Here is a 6,672-nt window from a genome sequence, read left to right on the forward strand (position 1 = left end):
GATTCCGGGCACCCCACTGACGACGCTACCGCCAAAACCCTTCTGAGGTACCGTGGCCCGGCAGTCCGCACCGCAGCGACCTGGGGATGGAGGGAGCGCCATGGCGAACGCCGAGGAGTGCCGGGAGGCGCTGGAGCAGCTCAGCCGGAACATGGCGAACTCCACCGGCGACGTCCGCAAGGCCGCCGCCCTCGACCGCTCGCTCAGCTGCCGGATCACCGACCTCGACCTGACCTTCACCGGGCAGCTGCGCGACGGCCGGATCCAGGACCTCGTCGCCACCCCCGGCATGCCCGCCGAGCAGGCCGCCATCCGGCTCACCATGGCCGGCGACGACCTGCTCGCCCTGGTCGGCGGCGAACTCAACTTCGCCTCCGCCTGGGCGAGCGGCCGGGTCAAGCTGGAAGCCGGCTTCCGCGACCTGCTGCGGCTGCGCACCCTGCTCTGACTCCGGGGTCGGGCGTCGGTACGGACGTCCGAGCTGGACGCCCGTTTCAGGCCCTTGGTCCGAACGTCTGCTTCGGACCTTCGTGTCAGACACCTGCCTCGGCTGTCCGGCTCAACCGTCCGGCTCGGACATCCGTGTCAGACGCTCACCTCAGACGTCCAGCTCGCGCGGCCGTCTGAGACCTCCGTCTCAGACGGTGTCAGAACTCGAGCTCGGCCAGCGCCTTCCGCCCGTCCACCGGCCCGCCGTCCTCGTCCAGCGCCGTCCACGCCGCCGCGCACAGCGCCCGCAGCCCGTCCCAGCGGTCCCCGGCGCCCGCCAGCCGCAGCACACCGCCCTCCGCCGTGGCGGTCCAGCCGCCGCAGGCGAAGCCGCCGTCCGCCGCCGTCACCGCCGGCTGCGGGACCAGCAGGGCGCGGAGGTCGGCCGCCAGGTACGTCGGCCGGTGCTCGACCGGGGCGGCCAGCAGCTGCGCCGGGGTGGTCACCCCGGTGAACACCAGCAGGCTGTCCACCCCGCCGTTGAACGCGCCCTCGATGTCGGTGTCCAGCCGGTCCCCGACCACCAGCGGCCGCCGCGCGCCGGTCCGCAGCACGGTCTCCCGGTGCATCGGCGGCAGCGGCTTGCCCGCCACCTCCGGCTCCACTCCGGACGCCGCCCGCACCGCCGCCACCAGGGTCCCGTTGCCGGGCGCGATGCCGCGCGCGGTCGGCACCGTCATGTCGGTGTTGGAGGCGACCCAGGGCAGCCCGCCGCGCACCGCGTACGAGGCCTCCGCCAGCTGCGCCCAGCCGACCGACGGGTCGAAGCCCTGCACCACCGCGAGCGGCTCCTCGTCCAGCGAGCGAACCGCGACCAGCCCGCGCTCGGCCAGCGCCTCCTCCAGCCCCAGCCCGCCCACGACCAGCACCTTCGCGCCGGCCGGCACCTTCTCGGCGACTACCCGGGCGGCCGCCTGGGCCGAGTTGATCACGTCCGCGGGCGCGGCCGGCACACCCAGCTCGGTCAGGTGCTCGGCGACCACCCGCGGCGGGCGGGAGGCGTTGTTGGTGACGTACGCGAGCCGCATCCCGGCCGTACGGGCGGCCGCCAGCGAGTCCACGGCGTGCTCGATCGCGTGCGGGCCGGCGTAGACCACGCCGTCCAGGTCCAGCAGCGCCGTGTCGTACGCCTCGGTCAGCGGGCGCTCGCTGCCGCCGGGGGCGGTCCGTCGTGCGGGGGTGGCCGTCTCGGTCATGCCTGCGCTACCTCATTCACTGCGGTTGGTCTGCTCGTCACTGCCCGCCCGCTCAGGCGTCGTCGTTGACGCCCTCGGGCTGTCCCCCGGGCTGCCGGGGAAGACCCGCCTCCGGCTCGCCGCTCGGGCGCTTCCGGTCGGCGGGAACACCGGGCAGCAACGGGCCGAACGCCCCGGCGCGAGCCGCCAGGGTCGCCCGGGTCTGCCGCAGCGCCGCCCGGTAGTGGTCGGCCTCCGGCCGCATGGCCACGGCCAGCGCCAAGTGCTCGGCGGAGGTCTCGAAGTCGCCCAGCCGGGCCGCGGCGACGCCCCACCCGAACTGAGCGTAGTCGTCCGAGGGATCGGCCAGGGCCACGGTCCGGAAGTTCTCCAGCGCCGCCGCGTACGAACCGGCGTCGAACTGGGCCCGGGCCAGCGCCTCCCGGATGCTACGCGAGTGCGGCTCGGCCTCCGCCGCCCGGACCAGCAGCTGCTCGGCCGCCGCAGGGTGCCCCTGGGCCAGCAGCTGCGCGCCCCGGCGGAACCAGTCGTAGACGTCCCCGGAGGGCTCCCCGGGCCGCCCCTGCGCCGGGACACCACCCGTGGGCACGCGCTCCCCCGGAGCCCCGCCGCCCAGCCGCTCCTGCCCGTCCTCCATGCCGTACCTCGCCCTCGGTCGCACACCCGCCCCACAGGTCGGCACGGGTATTCCGATCTCTCAACAACGCGTACCCGGTTACGATGCCCAGAATGAGCACACCCAGTGCAGAAGACGGAGTCGAGACTCCCGTGGGCGGCCCCGGCGATCCCGGGCACGTCGCCACCGCAGGCCTGTCCCTGTCCCCCTTCCGTGGCCTGCGCTACGTCCAGGACCGGGTCGGCGCGCTGGCCTCGGTGATGTCGCCGCCGTACGACGTCGTCGACCCGGGGCGTCGGCTCGACCTGGAGACGGCCGATCCGCACAACGTGGTCCGGCTGATCCTGCCCCGGCCCGAGCCCGAGGACGTCGGCGACCGCCCCGACCGCGACACCAAGTACCGGCACGCCGCCCGGCTGCTGACCGGCTGGCAGCGCGAGGGCGTCCTCGCCGCCGACCCGGAGCCGGCGATCTACGTGTACGAGCAGCGGGTGCCCGGCGACGGCGACACCCCCGAACTGCTCCAGCGCGGGCTGATCGGCGCCCTGGCGGTGAGCGGCCCCGAGGCGGGCGTCGTCCTCCCGCACGAGGACGTGATGCCCCGGCCGGTCGCCGACCGGGTCGGGCTGATGCGCACCACCCGGGCCAACCTCGAACCGCTGCTGCTGACCTACCGGGGCCACGGCGACGCCTCCGCCGTCATCGAGCGGACCGTCGAGGGCGAGCCGCTGCTCTCCACCGCCACCAGCGACGGCACCCACCACCGTCTGTGGGCCGTCACCGACCCCGCCGACCTCGCCGCGATCGGCCGCGACCTGGCCACCTGCCGGGCACTGATCGCCGACGGGCACCACCGCTGGGAGATGTACCTGCGGCTCCAGCGCGAGCACCGCCACCTGCCGCGCAGCCCGTGGGACCGCGGCATGGTGCTGCTAGTGGACACCGCCCGCTACCCGCTGCGGGTCCGCGCCATCCACCGCGTGCTGTACCGGCTGCCGGTGGCCGAGGCGCTGGAGAAGCTCGGCGACCAGTGGAAGGTCAAGGAGGTCCCCGGCCCGCTGACCGCCGCGCTCCAGGCCCTCGCCGAGCAGAAGCGGCACGGCGGCAACGGCTTCGTCCTCACCGGCGGCGACGGCGTCTTCTGGCTGCTCGGCGAGCCCGAGGAGGCCCTGCTCGACGCGACCGTGCCGCACGACCGGCCCGAGGAGTGGCGCCACCTGGACGCCACCGTGCTGCACGCCACCCTGCTCGACCACACCTGGCACGTCCCCGACGGTCCCGACGACATCGGCTACCTGCACACCGCCGCGGCCGCCGAGCGCGAGGCCGCCCGCGCCGGCGGCACCGCCGTGCTGCTGCACCCGGTCCGGGAGAGCGTGGTGCGGCGGCTGGCCGAACAGGGCGTCACCATGCCGCGCAAGTCCACCTCGTTCGGGCCGAAGCCGGCCACCGGGCTGGTGCTGCGCAGTCTTCCCCTCGGCTAGCTCGGCCGGCTCGGCGAGTCCGCCGGAGCGGTCCCGTCTGGCCGGTCCACCGGGGGCAGCAATAGCCCTTGAAACGCCGTGAGGCCCTGCCGATCCCTGAGGGGATCGGCAGGGCCTCACGGCGTTTCAGGGCGTTCAGCTCCGGGCGTCGCCCTTGGCCTCGGCCTGCTCGGCCTGCTCCGCCTCGGCGTCCTCGGCACGCTCGGGCACCACGCCGTCGAAGTCCTCGTCGACCTCGAGGTCGTCCTCGTCGTAGAACTCCTCGACGTCCTCCTCGTCCTCGAAGATCACGCGGTCGTCGGCGACGTCGCCGGCGCGCTTCTTCGCCGGGGCGTCGGCCTGGTCGGCGTCGTCCTCGGCCAGCTCCGGGTCGAGCGCGTCGGTGAACTCGACGCCGTCGATCTCGGCCAGGCGCTCCGAGGCGTTGGTCGAACCGTCGGTGTCGGCCTCGGCGGCCTTCGCGAACCAGTCACGGGCCTCGTCGGCACGGCCGGCCGCGATCAGCGCCTCGGCGTAGGCGTACCGCAGACGCGCGGTCCACGAGTGCACCGCGCTGGAGGCCAGCTCCGGGCTCTGCAGGGTGACGACGGCCGCGTCGAACTGCTCCATGTCGCCGCGGGCACCGGCCGCCACCAGGCGCATCTCCACCTGGCCGGCCTTGTCCAGCTGCTTCACCTCGGGCTCGCCGGCCATCGCCAGCGCCCGCTCCGGACGGCCCAGACCGCGCTCGCAGTCGGCCATCACGGGCCACAGGTCGGCACGACCGGTCATCCGACGGGCGGCGCGGAACTCGGTCAGCGCCTCGGAGTACCGCTGCGTCATGTACGACGCGAAGCCGGCCGCCTCACGGACGGCGGCCACGCGGGACGCCAGTCGCAGCGCGACGCGCGCGTACTGGTACGCCTCCTCCGGCTCGCTGTCGAGCAGGCGGGCCACCATCACCAGGTTGCGGGCGACGTCGTCCGCGAGGGTCTTGGGCAGGCTCTTGAGCTCCTGGCGCACATCCGCGTCCAGCTCGAAGCCCGTGACGTCCTCGGGGATCGGCAGGCGCCTGACGGGCTCGAAGTTGCCGCGACGGTCGTCGTAGTCCTGACGGCCCCGGTCGCCACCACGGTCGTCGCGGCGGTCATCGCGACGGAAGCCGCCACGGTCGCCACCACGGTCGTCGCGGTCCCGGTTGAAGCCGCCGGACGGGCGGTCGTCGCGACGGAAGCCGCCACCCTGGGGACGGTCGCCACGGTCACGGTTGAAGCCGCCGCCCTGGGGACGGTCGCCGCCACGGAAGCCGCCACGGTCGTCACGGTCGCGGTTGAAGCCACCACCCTGCGGGCGGTCGCCGCCACGGTCGTCACGACGCGGACGGTCGTCACGGTCGTCACGACGGAAGCCACTCGGGCGGTCGTCCCGGCGGAAACCGCCACCCTGGGGGCGGTCGTCACGGCGGAAGCCGCCACGGTCATCGCGGTCGCGGTTGAAGCCACCACCCTGCGGGCGGTCGCCGCGGTCGCGGTTGAAACCACCACGGTCGTCGCGGTCGCGGTTGAAGCCGCCGGACGGGCGGTCGTCCCGGCGGAAACCGCCACCCTGGGGACGGTCGTCACGGCGGAAGCCGCCACGGTCATCGCGGTCGCGGTTGAAGCCACCACCCTGCGGGCGGTCGTCACGGCGGAAGCCGCCACCCTGGGGACGGTCGCCACGGTCACGGTTGAAACCGCCACCCTGGGGACGGTCGCCACGGTCACGGTTGAAACCGCCGCCCTGGGGACGGTCGCCGCCACGGAAGCCGCCACGGTCGTCACGGTCGCGGTTGAAGCCACCACCCTGCGGGCGGTCGCCGCCACGGTCGTCACGACGCGGACGGTCGTCACGGTCGTCACGACGGAAGCCACTCGGGCGGTCGTCCCGGCGGAAACCGCCACCCTGGGGACGGTCATCGCGGCGGAAGCCGCCACGGTCGTCACGGTCGCGGTTGAAGCCACCACCCTGCGGGCGGTCGTCACGGCGGAAGCCGCCACGGTCATCGCGGTCGCGGTTGAAGCCACCACCCTGCGGACGGTCGCCGCCACGGAAGCCGCCACGGTCATCGCGGTCGCGGTTGAAGCCACCACCCTGCGGACGGTCGCCGCCACGGAAGCCGCCACGGTCATCGCGGTCGCGGTTGAAGCCACCACCCTGCGGACGGTCGTCCCGGCGGAAGCCGCCACCCTGGGGACGGTCGCCACGGTCACGGTTGAAACCGCCACCCTGCGGACGGTCATCGCGGCGGAAGCCGCCACGGTCGTCACGGTCGCGGTTGAAGCCACCACCCTGGGGACGGTCGCCGCCACGGTCGCGGTTGAAGCCACCACCCTGCGGACGGTCGCCGCCACGGAAGCCGCCGCGGTCGCCGCCACGGTCATCGCGGTCGCGGTACGACGGACGGTCGCCACCGCGGTCGTCACGACGCGGACGGTCATCACGATCGTCACGACGGAAGCCGCCACGGTCGTTGGACCAGCCCCCACGGGACCGGGGCTCGTGGCCTCGGCCGTCGTCCGATCGACGCTCGGGACGGCCCTCGGGCTGGTTCGACATCCTGGTGACTCCTTCTGCTGCTTCAGCTCCACCGCGGACCGAGCAACACCAGTGCCGTCACGCGGTATCGGCGCCGGCCTCCTGGCCGAGCACCATCTCCATTGTCCGGCATGTCGGAAGCGTCCGCGCCTGGGCGGAAGTCCCGGTCTGCCGGTTTCGTGCAAGTTCGCAAAACACAAAAAGGCCGCGGCCCCAGCGAATCGCTGGGGCCGCGGCCTTGAAGAATTGTTCGGCGGCGTCCTACTCTCCCACAGGGTCCCCCCTGCAGTACCATCGGCGCTGTGAGGCTTAGCTTCCGGGTTCGGAATGTAAC

The 6,672-nt window shown here is 73.9% G+C and carries 5 protein-coding genes, 1 rRNA gene and 1 pseudogene; 2 read left to right on the forward strand and 5 right to left on the reverse strand.

Annotation, left to right across the window (positions count from 1 at the left end; all coding sequences use genetic code 11):
- The first annotated feature begins 100 nt into the window (after positions 1 to 100).
- Positions 101 to 448, forward strand: coding sequence for an SCP2 sterol-binding domain-containing protein (locus ACZ3YL_RS33570; protein WP_188306180.1), 348 nt, complete (start codon positions 101 to 103; stop codon positions 446 to 448).
- Between the two features lie 199 nt (positions 449 to 647).
- Here ACZ3YL_RS33570 and ACZ3YL_RS33575 read toward each other — a convergent pair whose 3' ends face one another.
- Positions 648 to 1,685 carry an HAD-IIA family hydrolase gene (locus ACZ3YL_RS33575; protein ID WP_465661101.1) on the reverse strand — a complete coding sequence of 346 codons (1,038 nt, stop codon included), beginning with the start codon at positions 1,683 to 1,685 and terminating at the stop codon, positions 648 to 650.
- Between the two features lie 52 nt (positions 1,686 to 1,737).
- Positions 1,738 to 2,322, reverse strand: coding sequence for a tetratricopeptide repeat protein (locus tag ACZ3YL_RS33580; RefSeq protein ID WP_188307205.1), 585 nt, complete (start codon positions 2,320 to 2,322; stop codon positions 1,738 to 1,740).
- 92 nt (positions 2,323 to 2,414) lie between these two features.
- Between ACZ3YL_RS33580 and ACZ3YL_RS33585 the strand changes: the two genes are divergently transcribed.
- Positions 2,415 to 3,785 (forward strand): DUF1015 family protein, encoded by a 1,371-nt coding sequence (locus tag ACZ3YL_RS33585; RefSeq protein WP_465661103.1) that lies wholly within the window; start codon positions 2,415 to 2,417, stop codon positions 3,783 to 3,785.
- A gap of 135 nt (positions 3,786 to 3,920) precedes the next feature.
- On the opposite strand, the gene ACZ3YL_RS33590 is transcribed toward ACZ3YL_RS33585, so the two are convergent.
- The 3 genes and pseudogenes from ACZ3YL_RS33590 to rrf form a co-directional block, all read right to left on the reverse strand.
- Positions 3,921 to 4,787 (reverse strand): tetratricopeptide repeat protein, encoded by an 867-nt coding sequence (locus ACZ3YL_RS33590; RefSeq protein ID WP_317621265.1) that lies wholly within the window; start codon positions 4,785 to 4,787, stop codon positions 3,921 to 3,923.
- An 84-nt stretch (positions 4,788 to 4,871) separates the two neighbouring features.
- A pseudogene (locus ACZ3YL_RS33595) lies at positions 4,872 to 6,071 on the reverse strand (hypothetical protein); the annotation flags it as partial.
- A gap of 515 nt (positions 6,072 to 6,586) precedes the next feature.
- Positions 6,587 to 6,672, reverse strand: a 5S ribosomal RNA gene (gene rrf, locus ACZ3YL_RS33600); the annotation flags it as partial.

The sequence above is a fragment of the Kitasatospora sp. NPDC023176 genome (genome assembly GCF_055560495.1).

What these genes read in the sequence shown, in the direction of transcription:
- ACZ3YL_RS33570 (WP_188306180.1), top strand. Translation starts at nt 101, where the DNA reads ATGGCGAACGCCGAGGAGTGCCGGGAGGCGCTGGAGCAGCTCAGCCGG.
- ACZ3YL_RS33575 (WP_465661101.1), bottom strand. Translation starts at nt 1,685, where the DNA reads ATGACCGAGACGGCCACCCCCGCACGACGGACCGCCCCCGGCGGCAGC.
- ACZ3YL_RS33585 (WP_465661103.1), top strand. Translation starts at nt 2,415, where the DNA reads ATGAGCACACCCAGTGCAGAAGACGGAGTCGAGACTCCCGTGGGCGGC.
- ACZ3YL_RS33580 (WP_188307205.1), bottom strand. Translation starts at nt 2,322, where the DNA reads ATGGAGGACGGGCAGGAGCGGCTGGGCGGCGGGGCTCCGGGGGAGCGC.